The organism is Pseudoalteromonas sp. S3260 (genome assembly GCF_005886925.1).
In the GTDB taxonomy this organism is placed as follows: domain Bacteria; phylum Pseudomonadota; class Gammaproteobacteria; order Enterobacterales; family Alteromonadaceae; genus Pseudoalteromonas; species Pseudoalteromonas tetraodonis.
Map to the genome: position 1 here is coordinate 1 of NZ_PNCV01000215.1, position 907 is coordinate 907.

1 protein-coding gene is annotated in these 907 nt (G+C 42.0%); it reads right to left on the minus strand.

What is annotated here, in order from left to right:
• Window positions 1-55: 55 nt before the first annotated feature.
• On the minus strand, window positions 56-907 hold an 852-nt coding region (locus tag CWC14_RS18240; protein ID WP_138564304.1), incomplete at its 5' end, for an RNA-guided endonuclease InsQ/TnpB family protein.

The following is a 907-nucleotide window of genomic DNA, read 5'->3' on the forward strand; positions in this document are numbered from 1 at the left end:
CCCATCGACGCCACTCCGTGTCGATCAATGGGCTTCTACAGCCTTGACTTAGAGACTAGGCTGCTTCTTTTTTCTCAGTTCCAACAGCAAACTTCGATAGCTCGAAGACTTTCGTTTTAATGGCTGATTTCTGCTGAGATGTGGGGGTAACCCTTGCGACGATCCCAGCCGCAATCAAATCTAATTCACCTGTTTTTGCTATGCTTTTAGCCGCTGACAAGTCTCGGCTTTGGTAAGTTTCACAAGCCGTACATGTGAAATATCTGTCGTTCAATGTTAAAACATGATGTTGGCCGCATTCAGAACAAACCCCTGTGGATTTTTCAAACCTGCCAATCTCGTGATAGAGTTTACCTTCAAGCTCAGTTTTGTATTTTGAAAGCTGAGTAATTAAGCCCATCACATTGTCGGCAACCATGCTGCCATTGAACTTTTGCATCCCTTTTACGTTTAAATCTTCGAACACTAAAATGTCATTTTCATTGGTTATCTGGCGTGAAATTTTGTGTGCAAAGTCGAGCCTTTGCCGTGAGATTTTGCCGTGTAATTTGTTGATGCGTTGTTTGGTTTTTTGCCAGCGATTTGAACCTTTAGTTCGGCGTGCAAGCTGGCGTTGCAATTGATTTAACTTTGTTTTTGACTGCTTTAAAAACGTGGGGTTATCGACCACAAAACCATCTGAGCCAACAACAGTTTGCTTTGAGTTAATGTCAAAACCTGTGATTGTTTTTAAAACTTGTTTAGCTGTTTTGCACTCAACTTCCTGAGTGATGCTGCATCCCCATTTTCCGTGGTGATACTGGATAGTTACAGTCTTGATTTTACTTGCTAGTTTGCGATGCAAGATAATGGGTATCTTGCCTACCTTTGGGATACTGATAGCGCCATTTTCAATGCGGATACAGTT